Source organism: Streptomyces rectiviolaceus, from assembly GCF_039533825.1.
GTDB lineage: Bacteria > Actinomycetota > Actinomycetes > Streptomycetales > Streptomycetaceae > Streptomyces > Streptomyces rectiviolaceus.
Map to the genome: position 1 here is coordinate 1 of NZ_BAAAUG010000167.1, position 20706 is coordinate 20706.

Here is a 20706-nt window from a genome sequence, read left to right on the forward strand (position 1 = left end):
GCGGCCGTCCTGGTCGTCCCGTCGGCGGAGAAGGCCACCCAGGCCCCGGAGAAGGCCACGGAGAAGCCCGAGGCGGACGCCGAGGAAGCCGCTCCGGCCAAGAAGACGGCGCGTAAGACCGCCGCCAAGAAGGCGCCCGCGAAGAAGGCCGCCGCCAAGAAGACCGCGGCCAAGAAGACGGCCGCAAAGAAGACGACGGCCAAGAAGGCGTCGAAGACGACGAAGAAGACCGCAGCGGCGGAGCAGGCGCCGTCCGGTGTCAAGTCCTCCGCGGCCGACGAGGGCTGACCTCGTCCTTCGTAGTCCGCACATATGACCGGGTGCCCCCGACATGGTGAATTGACCATGGCGGGGGCATCTGGCTGTTGGAACACAGTGAAGTACCTGTAAAACTCATGCGGTTGGTGAAGGAGCACGCGAACGTGGCGTCTGGGGAGACGTTCCGTTCGTGTCAGGGGAGGGATGGACGATGGCGCACGGTCGCCTGAGAGGCACGGGACGTCACCGTGCCGTGAAGCAGATCAAGGGCGGCCGCCAGGCCGTCGCGCTGGCCACGGTCCTGTCGGCGGCGGGGATCCCGACCGTCAGCGCCATGGGGACGGCGGCTGCGGACGGAGAGCCGCCACTGGCCGAGGCGCCGATCTTCAACGATCCGCTGGGCACCCCCGAGGAGCAGCACGCGATCCGCACCCGCCTGATCGAGCTGACGAACGCCGCGGTGCCCGGCTCGACCATCAAGGTCGCGGTCTACCACGTGTGGGAGGCCCCGGTCGTGGACGCGCTCGTGGCGGCCAAGCACCGCGGTGTGAACGTACAGATGGTGCTCGACGAGACCAGCAGGAGCGACCGCCCCACGAACACCTCGTACAGAACGCTGGCGGCGGAGCTCGGCACCGACAAGAACAAGTCGTCCTTCGTGACGCTCTGCCCGACCGGCAAGTCCTGCCTGGGCGACCCGGCGTACGGCAAGTCGATCATGCACAACAAGTTCTGGCTGTTCTCGCAGGTCGAGGGCGCCAGGGACGTCGTCGTGCAGACCACGTCGAACTCGACGCCCTCCGCGCACACGAGGTTCTTCAACGACGCGCTGCAGCTCCCGAACAACCCGACGATGTACGAGGCGTACGCCGACTACTTCGCCGACATGATCCGCAAGGACTGGCGGAACTGGGACTACCGCACGGTCAGCGACGGCCTCTACAAGGCGTACTTCTTCCCGCGCTCCGGCACGGTCAACGAGACCGACACGATGTACTCGGTCCTGAACAACGTGCAGTGCAACTACAGGGACGCGGCCGGGGTGGCACGGCACACCAACATCCGCGCCTCGATCTTCAAGATCACCCGGAAGCAGATCGCCGACAAGCTCGTCTCGCTCAAGAAGGCGGGCTGCACGGTCAGCATCGTCTACGCCGAGACCGACAGCGCCAAGAGCCAGGGCGGCACCCCAGGCACCTGGGAGGCGCTGCACAAGACCGGCGGGCCGACCATGCGCTGCTTCAACGACGACCGGGACCCGCTGCACCCCGGCACCAAGCTGGTGACGCCCTACATCATCCACTCGAAGTACCTGCTCATCGACGGCAAGTACGACGGCAAGCAGAACAAGCTCTCCTTCACCGGCTCGCAGAACTACACGGCGCCCGCGCTGCGCGAGAACGACGAGGCGATCGTGAAGATCGACGACGACTCGGTGCACGACGCGTACCGCGGACACTTCGACCACGTACGGACCGTGGCCTGGCCCGGCAAGGCCGACGGCACCGATCTGTGCAAGGGCGTCAAGCCGCTGCCGCCAGACGGTGAGAAGCCGGTTTGACCCTTCCGGCCAAGCCCCGTAATCTTGACCGTCGGCGTGTTACTAGGCACGTCCTACCCCTGTAAACCCTGATTTCCTTCCGGCGCCTGGCGTCCGGGAGAGGCCGACCGCGTCATGCGGACGGCTGGACTGCGGGGGTCCCGTTCCGAGCGAGAGAGAGATCCGTGTACGCCATCGTGCGCAGCGGTGGTCGTCAGCACAAGGTTGCTGTCGACGACATCGTTGAGGTTGACAAGCTTCCCACCGCCAAGGTTGGCGACACCGTAGAGCTCTCTACGCTGCTCGTTGTCGACGGCGACGCCGTGACGAGTGACCCGTGGGTGCTTGCCGGTATCAAGGTCACGGCCGAGGTCGTGGACCACCACAAGGGTGCGAAGATCGACATCCTTCGTTACAAGAACAAGACCGGCTACCGCCGTCGCCAGGGTCACCGCCAGCAGTACACGGCGATCAAGGTCACCGGTATCCCCACGGCTGCGAAGTAAGGGACTGAGACAAGATGGCACACAAGAAGGGCGCATCGTCCACTCGGAACGGGCGCGATTCCAATGCTCAGCGGCTCGGTGTGAAGCGCTTCGGCGGTCAGACCGTCAACGCCGGTGAGATCCTGGTCCGCCAGCGTGGCACCCACTTCCACCCCGGCGCGAGCGTCGGCCGTGGCAAGGACGACACGCTGTTCGCGCTGGCCGCCGGTGCGGTCGAGTTCGGCACCCACCGTGGCCGCAAGGTCGTGAACATCGTTCCGGTCGCCTGAATCAGGCTTCCGTAGAACAGGTTCTTCGCGAGGGCGGACCTCACTTCCCTGCCGGGAAGCGGGTCCGCCCTTCGCGTGTTACACCTAAGGGCATTTCGCCCTTAACATTTCGTTCGTTTCTGGAGGCACATCCCATGACCACCTTCGTGGACCGCGTCGAGCTGCACGTCGCCGCGGGTAGCGGGGGCCACGGCTGTGCCTCCGTCCACCGTGAGAAGTTCAAGCCGCTCGGCGGCCCTGACGGTGGCAACGGCGGCCGTGGCGGTGACGTGATCCTGGTCGTCGACCAGTCGGTCACGACCCTGCTCGACTACCACCACTCCCCGCACCGCAAGGCCACCAACGGCGCTCCCGGTGCCGGTGACAACTGCTCCGGCAAGGACGGCCAGGACCTGGTCCTGCCCGTGCCGGACGGCACCGTCGTCCTCGACAAGGACGGCAACGTCCTCGCGGACCTGGTCGGCGAGGGCACGACGTTCGTCGCCTCGCAGGGCGGCCGCGGCGGCCTGGGCAACAGGGCACTCGCCTCGGCCCGCCGCAAGGCTCCCGGCTTCGCCCTCCTCGGCGAGCCGGGCGACGCGGGCGACGTCGTCCTGGAGCTCAAGACGGTCGCGGACGTCGCACTCGTGGGCTACCCGAGCGCCGGCAAGTCCTCGCTGATCTCGGTCCTGAGCGCCGCCAAGCCGAAGATCGCGGACTACCCGTTCACGACGCTGGTCCCCAACCTCGGCGTGGTGACGGCCGGTTCGACCGTCTACACCATCGCCGACGTACCGGGTCTGATCCCGGGCGCAAGCCAGGGCAAGGGCCTCGGGCTCGAGTTCCTGCGGCACGTCGAGCGGTGCAGCGTCCTGGTGCACGTCCTGGACACCGCGACCCTCGAGTCCGACCGTGACCCCGTCTCCGACCTCGACATCATCGAGGCCGAGCTGCGGGAGTACGGCGCGGGCCTGGAGAACCGGCCGCGGGTCGTCGTCCTGAACAAGATCGACGTACCGGACGGCCAGGACCTCGCGGACCTGGTCCGCCCCGACCTGGAGGCGCGCGGTTACCGCGTCTTCGAGGTGTCGGCCATCGCGCACAAGGGGCTCAAGGAGCTCTCCTTCGCGCTCGCCGAGGTGGTGGGCGCGGCGCGTGCCGCGAAGCCGAAGGAGGAGGCGACCCGCGTCGTCATCCGACCCAAGGCCGTGGACGACACGGGCTTCACCGTCAAGCTCGGCGACGACGGCATCTACCGCGTGCGCGGCGAGAAGCCGGAGCGCTGGGTGCGCCAGACCGACTTCAACAACGACGAGGCCGTCGGCTACCTCGCGGACCGGCTGAACCGCCTCGGCGTCGAGGAAGCGCTGATGAAGGCGGGCGCCCGCACGGGCGACGGCGTCGCCATCGGCCCCGAGGACAACGCGGTCGTCTTCGACTGGGAGCCCTCGGTGATGGCCGGTGCGGAGATGCTCGGCCGCCGCGGCGAGGACCACCGCCTCGAGGAGCCTCGCCCCGCGGCCCAGCGCCGCCGGGACCGTGACTCCGAGCGTGACGACGTCGAGAAGGCGTACGACGACTTCGAACCCTTCTAGTCCCGTAAGGGGCGCGGGGAACTGCGCGACAAGCCACGACGCACCCGCAGTCATGTAAGAGGGAAGGGCCCCGGAGCAGAAGCTCCGGGGCCCTTCCCTCTGCGCAAGGCGCCGCCCGGCGGCTACGCCGTCACGGAGTCTTCCGCGCCGTTCGGCTCCGTCGGGTCGGACTCCATCTCCTCCGCCGCGTCCTCCGCCGCCCGCTGGCCGGGGATCTCCGCGTCGATGCGGGTGGCCATGCGGATGCGGCGCTCGTCGGCCTTGGCCGAAAGCGCGAGGGCCGCTTCGTTGAAGCGGGCCAGCGAGGGCGGGTCCGAGGGGCCCAGGAGGTGCTCCTTGAGGGCCACGCGGGCGTCGACGTGGGTGTCCTTCTCCGGGGAGCGGACGGCCTCCAGGAGGGCGGGGACCTCCTCGGCGGTCGGGGAGAGGATCGCCGCCGCGCTCACCGTCGGGAAGCCCGCGCGGAAGTCCGCCTCGGTCATGCCGGACGTGTTGGCGACCGCGTACGGCTTCTCACTCGTCAGCCAGTCGGAGACCACCGAGGAGACATCGCTGATCAGCAGGTCGGCCTGGTTGAAGCAGGAGAAGATCGCGGGGCGCGCGGTGGTGATGATCTGGTGCTCCCACTCGGGGAACGACGCCCAGTACGCCGCCTCCCACGCCGCCGTCGCCTCGGCGACAGCCGCCTGCTGGTCGCCGTGGGGCGTGCCCTGGAGCATCATCCGCTCCATCTCGTCCACGCTCTTGCGGAACGCGGTCGAGGTCAGCTGGTCCAACTCGGCGGTGCGGCGCACCAGTTCGGCGGCCGCCTCCGGGCCGGGACGCTCGCCCGAACGCTTGGCGGCGGCCTCGCGGATCATCGCCTTGATGCGCTCGTTGGCGGCGCCGGCGCGGGGGTCCTGCGAACCGGTCATCGGGTGCGGCTTGTAGACGAGCCGGACGCCGGGGTCGGCGAGGAGGTGCCGGACGATGTTCTCGCCCGCGAGGGTCACCGACGTGTTGCCGGGGTTGCCGTCCCAGCCCTCCCAGGTGGGGGCGTACAGAACGGTCGTGAACGGACCCGTGGGGGCGCCCGTCGTCGGCAGGATCGGGGACAGCTGGGGGCGGCCGACCTCGACCACGTCCTTGTCGTCGACACCGACGTCCGCGGCCTGGTAGCGGTCGCGCGCGGCGGGGCCCGCCACCCACACCTCGTCGTACGCCTTCGCGTACGGGTTGCAGGAGGACAGCTTGTCGCTCTCGCCGTGGTTGATGAAGGCGTGCTTGATCGTGGGGATGCGCAGGACCTGAGAGGTCTTCGCGGCGTTCGCCGGGTGCAGCATCATCTTCAGCGTCGAGGTCTCCAGGGAGAACATCGTCGCGACCTTCGGGAAGCAGATGATCGGGACGTCCGTCGCGTCGATCTTCTGCACCATGAACCGCTCACGCAGCACGATCAGCGGCTTGCCGTCGAGCTTGGAGAGCGTGGAGAGCCACATGTTCGCCTGGTACGCGGACGTGGCGCCGCCCGAGAAGTACATCGCGACGGACGGCTGGTACTCGGCCAGCCAGTTGTCCAGCCACTCCATGACCTTCTCGTCGTTCTTCGCCCGCTTCTTGGGGAGCAGCCACGTGGCGAGGTAGATCGCGCCGAGGCCCATCAGGGCGATGGAGATCCCGAGGCCGATGCCGCCCCAGTACGCGTCCGTGGTGGCCGCGGTGACGATCAGGCCTGCCGTGGCGGGGATCGAGAACGTCAGCAGGCGGTGGGCCTGGCGGCGCGAGAGGATCCGCGGCGGGGCAGCGGTCAGGTGCAGCGCGGACGCGTCGATGTTGCGCGTGACGATCGGCAGCTGACGGCTGCGGCGCACCATTATGGCGGTGGCCTGGCAGCCGAAGTGCAGGAAGTAGTACGCGAGCAGCGAGATGGTCAGCGGTGACTGCTCGGCCAGCGGCTCGATGCCGTCGATGCGCAGCAGGCCGACCAGGATCAGCATGTCGCGCAGGAGCTGCCTGACGGTGACATCGAAACGGATCTTGCCAAGGAGGGAGAGGAGCCCCGGCTGCTTGTACTGCAGATAGACGTCGAGCGCGAGGTTCGCCGCCGATGCGGCGATGAACACCGGTACGTACGGGACCAGCGCGCTGACGAGCTGGGCCGTGAAGAGCGCGAACATCGCGAACAGCGCGGAGAGCTGCACGATGCGGCGGGGTGCGAGTCCGGCAGAGGGCACGGGCTTGGGCTCCTGGCGGGGGATCGGGGGGATCGGACGGGGGGAAGTCGGGGAAGACGACCACTGACCGTATGACGTGCGGTGGCCCTCTAGCAATCTTCCGTGACGACAATCACCGGATAAAGGGGCAAAGGTACTGAACCTCGAGGCCGGGAATTGCCTCGGGGGAGCCCTTGGCCCCTCTCCGGTCCGCCCCTCGAAATGCGCGGGCACCCCACGCGCTCACTCGCGTAGATTGCTGGTCCGGCAGGGAATGGGATCTTCAGGATCATTGGGGAAGCACGTGGCTGGGGCAAGGCAGGGCATCGCAGAGGCCCACAGGGTTGTCGTCAAGGTCGGGTCCTCGTCCCTGACCACCGCGTCGGGAGGTCTGGACGCCGATCGCGTTGACGCCCTCGTTGACGTGCTCGCCAAGTGCCGCAGCGGCGGCGAGCGCGAGATCGTGCTCGTCTCGTCCGGCGCCATCGCCGCCGGGCTCTCGCCGCTCGGGCTGCGCAGGCGCCCCAAGGACCTCGCGAGGCAGCAGGCGGCCGCCAGTGTCGGCCAGGGGCTTCTCGTGGCCCGCTACACCGCTTCCTTCGCGCGTTACGGCGTACGCGTCGGGCAGGTGCTCCTCACCTCCGACGACATGGCACGCCGCGCCCACCACCGCAACGCATCCCGCACCCTCGACCAGCTCCTGGCGATGGGCGCGCTGCCCGTCGTGAACGAGAACGACACCGTGGCGACGGACGAGATCCGCTTCGGCGACAACGACCGGCTCGCCGCCCTCGTCGCCCACCTCGTCCACGCCGACCTCCTCGTCCTGCTCTCCGACGTGGACGGCCTCTACGACGGCGACCCGGCCAGGCCCGGCACCTCCCGGCTCTCCGAGGTGACAGGACCCGCCGACATAGAGCACGTCCAGATCGGCAGCGCGGGCAAGGCGGGCGTCGGCACCGGCGGCATGGTCACCAAGGTCGAGGCCGCGCGGATCGCCGACGCCGCCGGGATCCCCGTCGTCCTGACCTCCGCGAGCGACGCCGCCGACGCCCTCGCGGGCCGCGACACCGGGACGTACTTCCACCGCACGGGCCGCCGCACCGGCGACCGGCTCCTGTGGCTCCAGCACGCGTCCGAGCCGCAGGGCGCGCTGACGCTCGACGACGGGGCGGTGCGCGCGATCGTCGAGGGGCGCAAATCGCTGCTGCCCGCCGGTATCGCGGCGGTCGAGGGCGACTTCGCCGCGGGCGACCCGGTGGAGCTGCGGGACACCGCGGGGCGGGCCGTGGCGCGCGGTCTGGTGAACTTCGACGCCAAGGAACTGCCGCAGCTCCTCGGCCGTTCCACGCGGGAGCTCGCGCGGGAGCTCGGACCGGCGTACGAGCGGGAAGTGGTGCACCGCGACGACCTGGCCCTGCTGCACGACTAGCAGGTCCGGCCCCCCTGAGCCCCCGTGGTCCGTGTTTCTGCCGTCTCAGGAGTCACAGCAGCCCCAGTGGTCCCCGGCCGAAAACAGGCGCGAACGCCGTGTGCCGACTGGTCCCTGCGAGGTGAAACTCCCCAAAACCGCCCCGCGGGGGCGCTTGGCCTGCTCAACTTTGTTCCAGACACTTCCGCACGACCATTGCGTATCCGCACCACCATTGCGTAGAGGAGGCCGTCGTGAGACGAGTGCGCCCGGGAGCGTCGTCCCGCGCGTCGGCTGAGCGGTCCCTGACCAGCGTCGCCGCGGGGGCGACGTACACCGACACGCGAGCGGCCGGCGAGACGGACGAGAGCCAGGAGGGCGAGGCGGTGGAGGCGCCCCGTCTGTGGCACGTCACCCTGAGCGTCTCCGGGGCCGAGGCCCCGCTGAAAGAGGTCAGGCGAGGCCTCGAACAGCTCGCCCACGACCATCCCTTTCTGCTGACCAGCCGATACGCCCCCGATCACGCGGAGATCCGGTACTGGGAAGAGGCCCGCGACCTGCACGACGCGGCCGCGGTCGCGCTCCGGCTCTGGGGCGAGCACCGGCAGAGCGCGAAGCTGCCGCCGTGGGAGATCGTGGGGCTTGAAGTGATCGACCGCGACACGTACCACCAGCGGATCGCGGAGGGGTACGGTCCGCTTCCGGCGACCCCGGTGGGCGTGCACCCTTTTTGAGCCGTCGTGAGCACAGCGGTCTCGGCTGCTGAAACAGCGGGTGGACCCTGGCCGCTCCGCATTACGCTGCGGGCATGACGTCCCTCACCCCTCCGTTCTCGGGCTTGCCGTACGACAACCTCTCCGGCGCCGCCCCGGCCGCCTACCGCGCCCTCGGCGCCGCCGCGACGCTCGCGCCGCTGCCGCGCGCCGCCAAGGACGACGCGCTCCTGGCGATCGCCGACGCCCTCGAGGTGCGCACCGCCGAGATCATCGAGGCCAACGGCAAGGACACCGCCCGCGCCCGCGAGGCCGGGACCAGCGAGTCCGTCGTCGACCGTCTGACGCTCACCCCGGAGCGGGTCCGCGCCATCGCCGCCGACGTGCGCGACGTGGCGGCCCTGCCCGACCCCGTCGGCGAGGTCGTCCGCGGCTCGACCCTGCCGAACGGCATCGACCTGCGCCAGGTCCGCGTCCCGCTCGGCGTCGTCGGGATCATCTACGAGGCCCGCCCGAACGTCACCGTGGACGCCGCCGCCCTCTGCCTGAAGTCCGGCAACGCGGTGCTCCTGCGGGGCTCGTCATCGGCGTACGAATCGAACACGGCGCTCGTGCGGGTCCTTCGCGATGCCGTCCACGGAGCGGGCCTGCCCGCCGACGCCATCCAGCTCGTGCCGGGCGAGAACCGCGACTCCGTGCGCGAGCTGATGCGCGCCCGCGGCCTCGTCGACGTCCTCATCCCGCGTGGCGGCGCCTCGCTGATCAAGACCGTCGTCGAGGAGTCCATCGTCCCGGTCATCGAGACCGGCACCGGCAACTGCCACGTGTACGTGGACGCCGATGCCGACCTGGACATGGCCGTCGACATCCTCATCAACTCCAAGGCCCAGCGCCCCAGCGTCTGCAACGCCGCCGAGACGCTCCTGGTGCACGCGGACATCGCCGACGCCTTCCTGCCGCGCGCCCTGGACGCACTGGCCGATGCCGGGGTCACCGTGCACGCCGACGAGCGGGTCATCTCGTACGCCGACGGGTCGAAGGCCACCGTCGTGCCCGCGACCACGGAGGACTGGGAGACCGAGTACCTCTCGTACGACATCGCGGCGGGCATCGTCGACTCCCTTGAGCAGGCCGTCGAGCACATCCGCCTGTGGACGTCCGGGCACACCGAGGCGATCGTCACCACCTCGCAGCAGGCCGCGCGCCGCTTCACCCAGCTCGTGGACTCCACGACGGTCGCCGTGAACGCCTCCACGCGCTTCACGGACGGCGGCCAGTTCGGCTTCGGCGCCGAGATCGGCATCTCCACGCAGAAGCTGCACGCCCGGGGCCCGATGGGGCTTCCCGAGCTGACGTCGACGAAGTACATCGTCACCGGCGACGGTCACACCCGCTGAATTCCCGCACGGGTCCAATTCCCGTACCGCCTGCCCAGATTGCCCCTTCCGGGTCTACGCTGGAAGGGTGCCGGAGGACGTGGGGGGCACGCCGTCGTTTCCTGACGGCTGGGAGCCCGACGACAACCGCGACCGCGGGGGTGCGGACGAAGAGTTCGCCTCCGTGGTCTTCGACGAGGACTTCGTCAAGGCCGCCAAGGTCCATGAGCCCACCGCGGTGGAGCGGCTGCTGGCCGCGGCCCAGGCGCGCGCCGAGGCCTCCGAGGCCGAGAGCCGCCGGGCCCGCACCCGCGGTTCGGGCCGCGACTCGCCGGAGGACGACCTCTACGACGAGGGCTGGGGCCCTGACGACGGCGGCGAGTTCGGCCACGACCCGGACCTCGACGACGTGTACGACCGGGAGTTCGCCGAGGACGGGTACGGCCGGCGGAGCGGCTACGGAAGCCGCAACCGCTGGCACCGCCCCGTCGCCTGGATGCTCGCCCTCCTGATGGGCATAGGCATGGTCGCGCTCGCCTTCACCGCGGTCTATCGCGGCGCGTCGACGGGCCGCCAGGACCCGGCCCCGCCTCCCGTCTCCACGGAGCCGTCCGCCTCCGCGGAGTACGGCCAGCCGCCCGTGTCGGCGACCCCGCGCACCCCGTGAGAAGTTGTCAGAACTTGTCGTGTACCAGGGCGTTTACCGAACGGCGCTGAGACCTACCCTGAAGGTATGGGCGGGCCAGGAGAACCACCTGAGGGGACCCCCGAGGGCGCTCCCGCCGGTGGTGAGGACGAGTACCGATCCGTCGTGTTCGACGAGTCGTTCGTCCGCGCCGCGCGGCTCCAGGAGTACTCCGCGCAGGAGCGCATGAGTGACCACACACACGCGGTGCGCCGCCTTCCCGCGCGCCACAAGCACCTTTCCAAGCAGGCCGTGATCCTCGTCCTGCTGATCGCCGTCGCCTTCGGCACCGCGATCTACATGGGCGTACGCCACCCGTACCAGACCCCGGCCGCCCAGCGCCCCGAGCCGCTGCGGATAACGGTCATACCGCTGGCCCCGCCGGGCGCCGTGCCCGGCGCCGAGAAGCCGGCCGACCTGTACGCGCACAGCCCGGCCGCGCAGTTCCGGGTGGGCGCTTCCGGCATCAACCTCCCGGCGGCGCACCGCACGGCGCATTTCTCGGACGGTCAGGTGATGACCGCGCTGACCACCGCCAAGGACTATCTGGTCGAGTCCTCGCTCGACCCGGACGTCCTCACCGGCGGCGCCGTGCGCTCCGCGCGGATCCTGCTCGACCCGCAGCAGCTCGACCAGTTCGACGAGAGCTTCGCGCACCCGGCGGCCGACGGGCGGCACGCGCCCACGGGCTGGCTGGTGCGCTTCGACCCGACGAAGACGGCCCTCGCCTCGTCCGGCATCCGGGTCCACGGCACGCTGCACGCCACCGAGACGGACAAGAACACCCTCGAGGTGACCTCCGACCACACCTTCGTCTACGCCCTGCGACCGGCCGGCAAGGGCGAGCACGTCAAGGCCTCGCTGTTCACCGTCCGCCGCGAGCTGCAGTTCCGCTTCGACCGCGACGACCTGCGGATGCGCCAGGCCGAGCTGCTCGTGTCGTACATGCAGGCGGGCCCGCTCGCCTGCTCCGCCGACGCCGCCAACCAGCTGCGGCCGCTGCTCGCGGGACAGAAGGCGAAGGCGGGCGGCCCCGCGGGCACCGACCCGTACGCGACGGGTGACGCCACGGCGCTGTGCGGCTCGCTCTCGGCGACCGCCCAGCCCTCGCTCTGAGGGTTACTTCTCGGGTCGCGTGTCCTCGGCGGGCGGGTCGTCGTTCCGGCCGCCGCTCTGACCGCCTTGCCCGCCCGGACCGCCCTGCCCGCCTTGCCCGGTGAACTTCCCGCGCAGCTTGCCGCCCAGGTCGCCCGCGCCGCCCGCGATGTCGTTGACCAGCTTCATCAGCGGGTCCTTGCTGTGGCGTACGTCGTCCGCGTAGCTGGACGCGGACTGGCGGAAGGAGTCCGACACCGAGGTGTCCTTGTCCTCGTCGCGGCGGGGGTAGTGGCCGTCCATGATCCGCTGGTAGTCGCGGGTCTCGGCCCACTTCTTCAGCTCGGCGGCGCGCACGGTGGTGAAGGGGTGCGTACGCGGCAGCACGTTCAGGATCTTCAGTACGGAGTCCCGCAGGTCGCCCCCGGACTCGTACTCCTTGGCCTGCTCAAGGAACGCGTCCACGTTCATCTCGTGCAGGTGGTTGCCGCCCGCGATCTTCATCAGGCCGCGCATCGACGCCTTCAGGTCCTGGCCGACCAGGAGCCCCGCGCGGTCCGCCGACAGCTCGGACTTGCGGAACCACTCGCGCAGGGCGGTCACGATCGCCATGATCGCGACGTTGCCGAGCGGGATCCAGGCCACCTTGAGCGCGAGGTTGGTGAGGAAGAGCAATATCGTCCGGTACACCGAGTGGCCGGAGAGCGCGTGGCCCACCTCGTGGCCGACGACCGCGCGCATCTCCTCCTCGTCGAGCAGCTCGACGAGGCCCGTCGTCACCACGATGATCGGCTCGTCGAGGCCGATGCACATCGCGTTCGGGTTCGGGTCCTGGTTCACGTACATCGGCGGGACCTTCTCCAGGTCCAGGATGTAGCAGGCGTCCCGCAGCATGGTGTTGAGGTGCGCGAACTGCGCGTCGGAGACCCGTACGGAGTCCGAGAGGAACAGGAGCCGCAGGCTCCGCTCGGGAAGCAGCGCGCTGAGCGCCTTGAAGACGGTGTCGAAGCCGGTGAGCTTGCGCAGGGCCACCAGTGCCGAGCGGTCCGCCGGGTGCTCGTACGCCCGTGACGAGATGCCGGGGAAGCGCCTGCGCTGCCTGCTCGGCACGTTCTCGTGGCCACCGTTCTCGTGGCCACCGTCCTGCAGGCCGTGGTCGTTGTCGTCGGTCATGCCCCATCCCCCATGCTCGTCCAGTCATGCCCCCGAGGTGGGACCCAGCCTAGGCGGAGATACCGTGACAGGGCAGCACAGCGAATGGAGTCGCCCGTCATGGCCGTCATGGAGCACAGCGCCGCAGCCCACCACTGGGTCACGGAGGCGGCCGGTCTGGCCGCCAAGGAGCAGGGTGCGGGCAATCTGCTGCGCGTCGTGCTGATCGTCATGGTCGTCGGCTGCGTGCTCGTCGCGTGGTTCCTGCTGCGGGGCTACCGCCAGGGCGCCGACGCCGACGCCGAGCGGGGGAGCGGGGACGCCGAACGCGGCGAAGACCGTCCCGGTGGGGGCGACAAGGACGACCGCGCGGACCAGAACAGCTGAGTCGGCGTGAGCTCGGCCGGTGCCCCCGCATACGATGGCCCGGAAGTCTTTGTCCCGCCCACCTCCGGATAGGTCCTGCCGACGATGAGCCTCCACAGCACCGCCTCCCAGCTGGTCACTCTCGCCTCCGAGGGCAAGCACGTCGACGAGCACGCAAGCATCAGCCCTCTCATCACCGGTGGCGGCGCGTTCGTCGCGCTGATGCTGCTGCTGTGGATCACCACGCGCTTCAACCGGGACCGCTGAGCGGTCTCACGGAACGGACGGCTGAAACAGAGCCCGTCGACCGGGCCGGTAGGGTCTGCACGCATGGGAGAGCAGGACATGCCTACCGGTCCCGGTACCGGCCCGGCCAGCAAGGGCAAACGTCGCCTCGGCGTCATGGGCGGAACGTTTGACCCGATCCACCACGGACACCTGGTGGCGGCCCAGGAGGTCGCCGCGCAGTTCCACCTCGACGAGGTGGTGTTCGTGCCGACCGGGCAGCCGTGGCAGAAGAGCGACAAGGCGGTGTCCCCGGCCGAGGACCGTTATCTGATGACGGTCATCGCGACGGCCGAGAACCCGCAGTTCTCGGTGAGCCGCATCGACATCGACCGCGGCGGGCCGACCTACACGACGGACACGCTGCGCGATCTGCGCACGCTCAATCCCGACACGGACCTGTTCTTCATCACGGGCGCCGACGCCCTCGGCCAGATCCTCACCTGGCGCTACACCGAAGAGCTGTTCTCCCTGGCGCACTTCATCGGGGTCACCCGGCCCGGCCATACGCTGTCCGACCCCGGGCTTCCTGAAGGCGGCGTCTCCCTTGTGGAGGTCCCGGCCCTCGCCATCTCGTCCACGGACTGCCGTGCGCGGGTCGCCAAGGGAGATCCCGTCTGGTACCTGGTGCCGGACGGTGTGGTGCGTTATATCGACAAGCGCGAGCTGTACCGCGGCGATTGAGCCGAGAGGGGCACCGGTGAACGACCGACAGTACGACCCGTATGCGGGCGGCGACCCATATGCGGGCGAGTACGCGGCTGACCAGTACCAGGTCGTCGGGTACGACGAGTACGGCCAGCCGGTGTACCAGCAGGTGCAGCCCTCGGCTTCGTACGACCAGTACGGCGCTCAGGCCCAGCAGCAGCCGCCGCAGCAACAACAGCAGCCGCAGCAGCCGCAGGGCTACGGCTACGACCCTTACGCGACGGGGCAGCAGCCTCCTGTCCCTCCGTATGACGCTTCGTACGACTCCGGTTCCGGTTCGTACGGCACCGGGACCTACGACCAGCAGCAGTCCCACCAGCCTCAGCAGTACCAGCAGCAGGCCGCCCAGCAGACGCAGACCGGCTGGATCCCGCAGCAGTCGCGGCAACCGGAGCCGGAGCCGGAGCCGGAGTTCGAACCCGAGCCCCGGCGTGAGCCGGAGCGCCGCGACCCCGCGTACGAGACCCAGCAGTTCTCCTTCATCGAGGAGCCGGACGAAGAGTCCGAAGACGTCATCGACTGGCTCAAGTTCACCGAGAGCCGCACCGAGCGGCGCGAGGAGGCCAAGCGGCGCGGGCGTTCCCGGGTCGTCGCCCTCGTCGTGGCGCTCGCGCTCGTGATCGCGGGCGGCGTCGGCTATCTCTGGTACGCGGGCAAGCTGCCCGGCCTGTCGGACGACGCGTCCGGCGACGCCGCCGCGGCGGCCGGGCCGCAGAACCGCGACGTGATCGTCGTCCACCTGCACAACACCAAGGGCGGCGGCACCTCCACGGCGCTCCTGGTGAACAACACCACCACCGAGCGCGGCAGCACCGTCCTGCTGCCCAACTCCCTCTCCGTGACGAACGACGAGGGCGCGGGGACGACGCTCGGCAAGTCGGTCGACGACGACGGTTCGACCGGTACCCGCGAGTCGATCGACAGCCTGCTCGGCACCCAGGTCGAGGGCACGTGGCGGCTCGACACCCCCTACCTGAACAACCTCGTCGAGCTGGTCGGCAACATCGACATCGACACGGACGCCAATGTGCCGGACCCCAAGGCCAAGAAGGGCGAGGCGCCCCTCGTGAAGAAGGGCGAGCAGCAGACCCTGAGCGGCCCGATGGCCGTCGCGTACGCCACCTACCGCGCGTCCGGCGAGACCGAGACCGCGCAGCTCGACCGGTTCGGGCAGGTCATGCAGGGCGTCCTGCGGAAGCTGTCGTCCGACCCGCAGGCCGCGACGACCACCGTCCAGTCGCTGGCGCAGATCCTGGACCCCTCCCTCAAGGAGAAGGACCTCGGCGCCTTCCTCGCCAAGCTCGCCGACCGCGCGAAGGGCGGCGACTACTCCACGCAGCTGCTCCCGGTGCAGCAGGACGGGACGCTCTCGGAGAAGGCCGGCGCGAGCGTCGTCAAGAACGTCCTCGGCGGGGCGGTCAAGAACCCGGACAAGGGCGCGGCCGTACGGGTCGGCGTCAAGAACGCCTCCGGCAGCAAGGGCGCGGGGCAGGAGGCGCGGATCTCGCTGGTCAACGGCGGCTACACCTTCGTCGACAGCGGCGCGGGTTCTACGGCCCAGACGGCATCGCAGGTCACGTACGCCGACGCCGACAAGAAGACGCAGGCCACCGAGGTCGCCAAGACCCTCGGTCTGCCCGAAAGCGCGGTCCGCAAGGGCAAGACCGCACCGAACGCGGATGTGTCGGTCGTCCTCGGCCAGGACTACGAGACGGGCTGACGGCACGGACCCCGGCCGGGGTCTAACAGCATTCCCGGCCGGGGCGAAGCAGCCTTCCCGGCCGGGGTGACGCAGCAGACAGGGTGATCGTGCGATGGCCGGGAGTGCTGTCGGCGGTCCGTGAGACCCTTGGTGTGTCTTGACCACCTGAAGGAAAGCTCACTAGTGACCGCCACGGACCGCTCCATCGAGCTCATCAAGGTCGCCGCACAGTCGGCCGCCGACAAGCTCGCGCACGACATCATCGCGTACGACGTCAGTGACGTGCTGTCGATCACCGACGCCTTCCTGCTCGCATCCGCGCCCAACGACCGCCAGGTCAAGTCGATCGTCGACGAGATCGAGGAGCGGCTCAGCAAGGACCTCGGCGTCAAGCCGGTGCGCCGCGAGGGCGACCGCGAAGCCCGCTGGGTCCTCCTGGACTACGTGGACATCGTGGTGCACGTCCAGCACAGCGAGGAGCGTGTCTTCTACGCCCTCGAGCGCCTCTGGAAGGACTGCCCCGAGATCGAGCTGCCCGCGGACGCCGTCGCGACCCGCGGCAAGGCCGCCGAGCACGCCGAGCAGCGCGCCGCGGAGGAGGCAGCCGATCTGGACGGTGAGCTTCGGTGACCAACCGCGGCTGCCGGATCATCCTGTGGCGGCACGGCCAGACGGCCTGGAACCTGGAGCGTCGCTTCCAGGGCTCCACGGACATCGAGCTGACCGACACCGGTGTCTCGCAGGCCAGGCGCGCCGCCCGGCTGCTCGCCTCGCTGAAGCCGGACGCCATCGTGGCGTCCGACCTCAAGCGGGCGGCGGCCACCGCGAGTGAGCTCGCCGCCCTCACCGGCCTGGAGATCCAGCACGAGCCGGGCCTCCAGGAGACGTACGCCGGTGAGTGGCAGGGCCTGACGCACGACGAGATCATCACGCGCTTCGGCGACCAGTACACCGCGTGGAAGCGCGGCGAAGCGGTGCGCCGCGGTGGCGGCGAACTCGAGACCGAGGTCGCCGACCGGGCCGCGCCGATCGTGCTGCGCCATGCCGAGAAGCTGCCGGAGGACGGCACGCTCGTCGTGGTCAGCCACGGCGGCACGATCCGCACCACCATCGGCCGTCTCCTCGGCCTGGAGTCCCACCACTGGGAGAGCCTCGGTGGGCTCTCCAACTGCTGCTGGTCCGTGCTCGGCCAGGGCGCGCGGGGCTGGCGCCTGCTCGAGCACAATGCCGGCACGCTGCCGGAGCCCGTGCTCGGCGACGACGATTAGCGCTGGACGGGCGGGTGGCGAGAGCCGCTGGTCGGAGGGCCTGAGAGGGCGCCCCGGAGGCTCCGTCACCCGGATTTCACATTCCGGCTCGTCGCAGGCTAAAGTTCTTCTTGTTCGCCCGCCGAGCGGGACGGAACATCATGCGGCTCCGCCGCGTGGCACACGGGGCTATAGCTCAGTTGGTAGAGCGCCTGCATGGCATGCAGGAGGTCAGGAGTTCAATTCTCCTTAGCTCCACAATCCGGATCCCGTCCTCATCAGAGGGCGGGATCCTTCCGTTTCCGGAGAGCCTTCTGCTTCCGGGGGTCTGAGCCCACGAAGCTCGGCCGCCCGTCGGCGGCTCTCCTCGTCGTCCGGTGTGTACGCGACGATCCTGCACTCCGGCATGCCGTTGATGGACAGCGAGACCGACGTCATCCGCAGCTCACCGACCGCCTCGTGCCGGAACGTCTTCACGCGCGGCCCGGGCGGCGCCACGTCGCCGCTCTCCCACAGCTCGGCGAAGTGCGCGCTCGCCGCGGACAGGCGGCGTATGAACTCCTCCCAGGCGGGCTCGCCCACATGCCGTCCGTACGAGCTGCGCAGCGTCGCCACCATCACCGGCAGCTCCGACTCGCGGAAGACCAGCGGGCAGACGGGATCGGGCGCGATGAACAGCGTCCACAGCACGTTCGGCACCCCGAAGGCCGCCAGCTGCGGGACGAAGAAGAGATCTCGATAGGCGGGGTTGGTGGCGAGGATGTCGTACCGCGCGTTGTAGACCACCGCCGGGTGGGGGTCGAGGGCGTCGATGATGCCCTGGATCTCTGGGCCGACGGCCGCGGGGGACGCGGTCCTGCGGTCGGGCTCGTACGGCACCTCGGCCAGGTGGTAGAGGTGCTCGCGCTCGGGCTTGTCCAGGCGGAGCGTGCGCGCCACGGCGTCAAGGACCTGCGCCGATGCGTTGATCGGGCGGCCCTGCTCCAGCCACGTGTACCAGGTGACGCCGACCCCGGAGAGCTGGGCGACCTCCTCGCGGCGCAGGCCCGGCGTGCGGCGGCGCAGGCCCGGCGGCATGCCCACGTCGGCCGGTGTCACCCTGGCCCTGCGGCCGCGCAGGAAGGCGGCGAGCTCCGGCCTGCGTCGCTGAGTCGTCCCCATCGTCGTCACATCCCCCATCGTCGGTCCACGCCCCGAGCCTTGCCAGGTGCTGTCAGTACCAGCATCAGCGGGCTCTCGTTACCCGTACCAACTCGCCGTCACGCTCGGTGCCATGACAACGACCACCCCGTCCACCGCAGCGGATCCCGCTGGTTCAAGTCCCGCATTCAGTAAAGCCCCCGGCACTGACATTCGCCCCGGGCGGCTCCTCGCGGTCGTCATCGCCGCGCAGTTCATGGCGCTGCTCGACGTCTTCATCGTCAATGTCGCCGCGCCCACCATCCGCGATGAACTGGGCGCGTCGGGCGCCGGGTTGCAGCTGGTGATCGCCGGATACACCATCACGTACGCCGTGCTCCTGATCACCGGCGCGCGGCTCGGCGACCGCCTCGGGCACCGTCGCGTCTACCTCCTGGGCCTCGCGGTCTTCACCGCCGCCTCGCTCGCCTGCGGACTCAGCCGGGGCACGGGCGAGTTGATCGCCTTCCGGCTGCTGCAGGGCGCGGGATCGGCGCTCCTCATCCCGCAGGTACTCAGCCTGATCCAGCGCAACTTCACCGGGGAGGCGCGGACGAAGGCGCTCGGCGCGTACGCGGCGGTGCTCGCCGTGGGGGCCGCGGCGGGGCAGGTGCTCGGCGGAGTCCTGGTCAGCGCCGATCTGTTCGGCACGGGATGGCGCCCGGTGTTCCTGGTGAACGTGCCGGTGGGCGTGGCCTTGCTGGTCATGGCGCGGCGTGTGCTGCCGCGTGACGGCGGCGCGGGCGGTGGGGCGGCGGCCGGGCGGCCGGTCGCCGGAAAGCCGGTGCAGCGGGCGCGTGGGCTCGATCTGCCGGGGCTCGTGCTGCTCGGTGCCGTCGTCTCACTGCTCACCGTGCCGCTGGTGCTCGGCCAGCAGGAGGGCTGGCCGCTGTGGTCCTGGCTCTCGCTCGGCTCGGCGGCGGTTCTCTTCGCGCTCTTCTGCGCGTACGAGTCCCGGCTCGCCCGCGGTGGCGGGGCGCCGCTGATCGCGCCTCGGGTCCTGCGCATGCCGGGCATGGGACTCGCCGTCTTCCGGATCGCCGCGGTGATGGCGGTCAACGCGGGCTTCCTGTTCGTGCTCACGCTGCACGTCCAGGGCGGCCTCGGTTACAGCGCGCTGCGCGCCGGTCTGACGTTCGCGCCGACCGCGGTGGTCTTCGGAGTGGTCGGCCTGACCTGGCGCCACTGGCCTGCGGCGGTCCAACGGGCACTGATTCCCGGCGGGTTCGCGCTCACCGCGGTGTCGGCGGTCGCGGTGGGGCTGCTCCTCCGGGACGGCGGGGAGGGCGGACTGTGGCTGTACGCGGCCTTCGTGGGCATCGGTGCGGGACTCTCCCTCGGGTTCAGCCCGACGCTCACCCGGGCGCTCTCCGCGGTGCGGCCCGAGGACGCCGCGGACGCCAGCGGGCTCCTCTCGACGGTCGCTCAGCTCGGCCAGCTGCTCGGCGTCGCGTGCTTTGGCGCACTTTTCCTCAACCGGCTTGAGTCACAAGGGGCTCCCGGGGCGTATTCATCCGCGGACGCTCTCCTGGTGTGCGTGTACGCACTGGCCGGGGCGGCCGCACTGGGCGCCGTGTCCGGACTGGTACGACGGCGTCGCTGACCGGGTCGCTCAGGCCGTGGCAGAATCGGACAGCCGGAAGGGGACCGCACCAGACCACCGAATGTGACCCGACGGGAGGGAGAGCGATGCCTGCGAGCATCCTCGATGGGGCCGGCCGCCCCATCGCAGTGGCCGCGCCGCGCCGCGCTGCCGCTCCCTTCGCGGCGATCACCCTCCTGACCTGTCCGTCCTGCGGTTCCTCCCACGTCGCCCAAGTGCTCGGCGACAACGGCGGTGTCTCGTACGTGTGCACGGCCTGCGGCCACAGCTGGAGCTGATTGATGGGTGCACACAGGCGGAAGTGCGACTGGTGCGGCAGTGGTACGCCGATCGTCCGCGACATGGAACCCGTCAACCCGGACTACCAGTACTGGTGCGAGGAGTGCGCGCGGGCGCTGATCATAAAGGGCGACCCCATCGAGACGTACCGCGAGCTCGAAGGGGAGCCGATCTATGGCCGGCTGCTCGACGAACACTGCACGCTCAAGCGCTTCTATTCCTTCGCCACGGCCTGATCTCGCCTGATCCCCAGGCGCGTCCGGCGTCCGATTCCCTGCAGCAGGAACGCGAAAGCGGTCCCTACGTAGAGGGCGGACAGCGTCATCTCGCCATAATTCTGGCCGAGTTCAAGCCGTCCCACGCCGTGCGGAACCCACCACAGGGCGTACGAACAGAAGACGAGGACCACGGCGCCGGTGGCCGCCCACCGGGCCCGGCCGCCCCGGCGCGCCGCCTCCGTCCACACGAGCAGCGCCATCGGCACGCACCACACCCAGTGGTGCGACCAGGACACCGGGCTGACCAGAAGGGCCGTCGCCGCGCAGGCCGCCGCCGCCCGTGCGACC

22 protein-coding genes, 1 tRNA gene and 1 pseudogene are annotated in these 20706 nt (G+C 70.0%); 20 read left to right on the forward strand and 4 right to left on the reverse strand.

Annotation, left to right across the window (positions count from 1 at the left end):
• From ABD378_RS36640 to obgE, 5 genes are all read left to right on the forward strand, one after another.
• Nucleotides 1-288, forward strand: a 288-nt coding sequence (locus tag ABD378_RS36640; RefSeq protein ID WP_344528387.1) for a hypothetical protein, incomplete at its 5' end; no start/stop codon positions are given.
• 223 nt (nt 289-511) lie between these two features.
• Nucleotides 512-1819 carry a phospholipase D-like domain-containing protein gene (locus ABD378_RS36645; protein WP_344528389.1) on the forward strand — a complete coding sequence of 436 codons (1308 nt, stop codon included), beginning with the start codon at nt 512-514 and terminating at the stop codon, nt 1817-1819.
• Between the two features lie 164 nt (nt 1820-1983).
• A complete protein-coding gene (rplU, locus tag ABD378_RS36650; protein ID WP_160505004.1) occupies nt 1984-2304 on the forward strand; it encodes a 50S ribosomal protein L21 in 321 nt (106 codons plus the stop codon).
• Between the two features lie 14 nt (nt 2305-2318).
• Nucleotides 2319-2573 carry a 50S ribosomal protein L27 gene (gene rpmA / locus ABD378_RS36655; RefSeq protein ID WP_148013939.1) on the forward strand — a complete coding sequence of 85 codons (255 nt, stop codon included), beginning with the start codon at nt 2319-2321 and terminating at the stop codon, nt 2571-2573.
• A 134-nt stretch (nt 2574-2707) separates the two neighbouring features.
• On the forward strand, nt 2708-4147 hold the full coding sequence (obgE, locus tag ABD378_RS36660; RefSeq protein WP_344528393.1) for a GTPase ObgE: 1440 nt from the start codon (nt 2708-2710) through the stop codon (nt 4145-4147).
• Nucleotides 4148-4269: 122 nt separating this feature from the next.
• Here the strand turns inward: obgE and ABD378_RS36665 are convergent, their stop codons facing one another.
• Entirely contained in the window at nt 4270-6360 is a 2091-nt protein-coding gene (locus tag ABD378_RS36665; protein WP_344528395.1) for a hypothetical protein, read from the reverse strand.
• A gap of 304 nt (nt 6361-6664) precedes the next feature.
• Between ABD378_RS36665 and proB the strand changes: the two genes are divergently transcribed.
• The 5 genes from proB (at nt 6665) to ABD378_RS36690 (ending at nt 11640) form a co-directional block, all read left to right on the forward strand.
• Complete coding sequence (gene proB / locus ABD378_RS36670) at nt 6665-7771, forward strand: glutamate 5-kinase (RefSeq protein ID WP_344528423.1); 1107 nt, start codon at nt 6665-6667, stop codon at nt 7769-7771.
• A gap of 233 nt (nt 7772-8004) precedes the next feature.
• A complete protein-coding gene (locus ABD378_RS36675; protein ID WP_344528397.1) occupies nt 8005-8484 on the forward strand; it encodes a hypothetical protein in 480 nt (159 codons plus the stop codon).
• Nucleotides 8485-8558: 74 nt separating this feature from the next.
• The gene (locus ABD378_RS36680; protein ID WP_344528399.1) at nt 8559-9860 is read left to right on the forward strand and encodes a glutamate-5-semialdehyde dehydrogenase; all 1302 of its coding nucleotides are present in this window, start codon (nt 8559-8561) and stop codon (nt 9858-9860) included.
• Between the two features lie 67 nt (nt 9861-9927).
• Nucleotides 9928-10506, forward strand: coding sequence for an SCO2584 family spore wall biosynthesis protein (locus tag ABD378_RS36685; protein WP_344528401.1), 579 nt, complete (start codon nt 9928-9930; stop codon nt 10504-10506).
• A gap of 66 nt (nt 10507-10572) precedes the next feature.
• Entirely contained in the window at nt 10573-11640 is a 1068-nt protein-coding gene (locus tag ABD378_RS36690; RefSeq protein ID WP_344528403.1) for an SCO2583 family membrane protein, read from the forward strand.
• A 3-nt stretch (nt 11641-11643) separates the two neighbouring features.
• On the opposite strand, the gene ABD378_RS36695 is transcribed toward ABD378_RS36690, so the two are convergent.
• Nucleotides 11644-12792, reverse strand: a complete 1149-nt coding sequence (locus tag ABD378_RS36695) for a M48 family metallopeptidase (RefSeq protein WP_344528405.1) — start codon at nt 12790-12792, stop codon at nt 11644-11646.
• A gap of 99 nt (nt 12793-12891) precedes the next feature.
• On the opposite strand from ABD378_RS36695, the gene ABD378_RS36700 reads away from it, so the two are divergent.
• From ABD378_RS36700 to ABD378_RS36730, 7 genes are all read left to right on the forward strand, one after another.
• Nucleotides 12892-13158 (forward strand): hypothetical protein, encoded by a 267-nt coding sequence (locus ABD378_RS36700; protein WP_344528425.1) that lies wholly within the window; start codon nt 12892-12894, stop codon nt 13156-13158.
• Between the two features lie 84 nt (nt 13159-13242).
• The gene (locus ABD378_RS36705) at nt 13243-13404 is read left to right on the forward strand and encodes a hypothetical protein (RefSeq protein ID WP_344528407.1); all 162 of its coding nucleotides are present in this window, start codon (nt 13243-13245) and stop codon (nt 13402-13404) included.
• Nucleotides 13405-13467: 63 nt separating this feature from the next.
• Nucleotides 13468-14106: a nicotinate-nucleotide adenylyltransferase gene (gene nadD / locus ABD378_RS36710; RefSeq protein WP_344528409.1), complete on the forward strand. Its 639-nt coding sequence runs from the start codon at nt 13468-13470 to the stop codon at nt 14104-14106.
• A 16-nt stretch (nt 14107-14122) separates the two neighbouring features.
• A complete protein-coding gene (locus ABD378_RS36715; RefSeq protein ID WP_344528411.1) occupies nt 14123-15850 on the forward strand; it encodes an LCP family protein in 1728 nt (575 codons plus the stop codon).
• Nucleotides 15851-16015: 165 nt separating this feature from the next.
• Nucleotides 16016-16462 (forward strand): ribosome silencing factor, encoded by a 447-nt coding sequence (gene rsfS / locus ABD378_RS36720; protein ID WP_344528413.1) that lies wholly within the window; start codon nt 16016-16018, stop codon nt 16460-16462.
• Nucleotides 16459-17100, forward strand: a complete 642-nt coding sequence (locus ABD378_RS36725; protein ID WP_344528415.1) for a histidine phosphatase family protein — start codon at nt 16459-16461, stop codon at nt 17098-17100. Before rsfS ends, ABD378_RS36725 begins: the two co-directional genes overlap by 4 nt.
• Nucleotides 17101-17264: 164 nt before the next feature.
• Nucleotides 17265-17337 (forward strand) — tRNA-Ala (locus ABD378_RS36730).
• Here the strand turns inward: ABD378_RS36730 and ABD378_RS36735 are convergent.
• Nucleotides 17329-18258, reverse strand: coding sequence for a helix-turn-helix transcriptional regulator (locus ABD378_RS36735; RefSeq protein WP_386545146.1), 930 nt, complete (start codon nt 18256-18258; stop codon nt 17329-17331). The genes ABD378_RS36730 and ABD378_RS36735 overlap by 9 nt on opposite strands.
• A 94-nt stretch (nt 18259-18352) precedes the next feature.
• Here ABD378_RS36735 and ABD378_RS36740 point away from each other — a divergent pair, with 94 nt between their 5' ends.
• From ABD378_RS36740 to ABD378_RS36750, 3 genes are all read left to right on the forward strand, one after another.
• Entirely contained in the window at nt 18353-19861 is a 1509-nt protein-coding gene (locus ABD378_RS36740; RefSeq protein WP_344528419.1) for an MFS transporter, read from the forward strand.
• An 86-nt stretch (nt 19862-19947) separates the two neighbouring features.
• Entirely contained in the window at nt 19948-20139 is a 192-nt protein-coding gene (locus ABD378_RS36745) for a hypothetical protein (protein WP_344528421.1), read from the forward strand.
• Nucleotides 20140-20142: 3 nt separating this feature from the next.
• Nucleotides 20143-20376 carry a hypothetical protein gene (locus tag ABD378_RS36750; RefSeq protein WP_016643127.1) on the forward strand — a complete coding sequence of 78 codons (234 nt, stop codon included), beginning with the start codon at nt 20143-20145 and terminating at the stop codon, nt 20374-20376.
• On the opposite strand, the pseudogene ABD378_RS36755 reads toward ABD378_RS36750, so the two are convergent.
• A pseudogene (locus tag ABD378_RS36755) lies at nt 20355-20706 on the reverse strand (glycosyltransferase 87 family protein); the annotation flags it as partial. The gene ABD378_RS36750 and the pseudogene ABD378_RS36755 sit on opposite strands and share 22 nt — an antisense overlap.